Origin of the sequence: Aeromonas sp. EERV15 (genome assembly GCF_900079845.1) — a bacterium.
In the GTDB taxonomy this organism is placed as follows: domain Bacteria; phylum Pseudomonadota; class Gammaproteobacteria; order Enterobacterales; family Aeromonadaceae; genus Aeromonas; species Aeromonas sobria.
In genome coordinates this window covers 1-488 of record NZ_FKKY02000095.1, presented here as the reverse complement: position 1 = coordinate 488, position 488 = coordinate 1, and the positions used below count along the sequence as shown (strand labels likewise).

At 68.0% G+C, this 488-nt stretch carries 1 protein-coding gene; it reads left to right on the top strand.

Going from position 1 to position 488, the window contains the following annotated elements; translation table 11 throughout:
* Nucleotides 1-2: 2 nt before the first annotated feature.
* On the top strand, nucleotides 3-488 hold a 486-nt coding region (locus tag BN4575_RS22775; protein ID WP_256029044.1), incomplete at its 3' end, for an ABC1 kinase family protein.

Genomic DNA, 488 nt, shown 5'->3' with positions numbered 1-488 from the left:
AGGTGCACGAGGCGTGGCTCATGGACGGCACCCGCGTGGCCGTGAAGGTCCAGCACCGCGACATCGACGAGATCGTCCGCCTCGACCTGCTCACCATCCGCCGCATCATGGCGATCGTCGCGAAGTTCGTCCCGGTGCAGGGGCTCGACGCCTACTACCACCAGATCCGCTCGATGATCCTGGAGGAGCTCGACTTCGTGCGCGAGGCCAGGAACATCACGCGCATCGCCGACAACTTCGCGAGCCAGCCCGAGGTGCGGTTCCCGACGCCCATCGCGGCCTACTGCACGCGCCGGGTCATGACGACGACGTTCGTCGAGGGGATCAAGGTGGGCGACCTCGCGGCGCTCGAGGCGCACGGCGTCGACCGCAAGGCGCTCGCCCGGCACATCGTCCAGGTCTTCTTCCAGCAGATCTTCGGCGACGGCGTCTACCACGCCGATCCGCACCCGGGGAACATGCTCGTCGGGCCGGGCGGAGAGCTCATC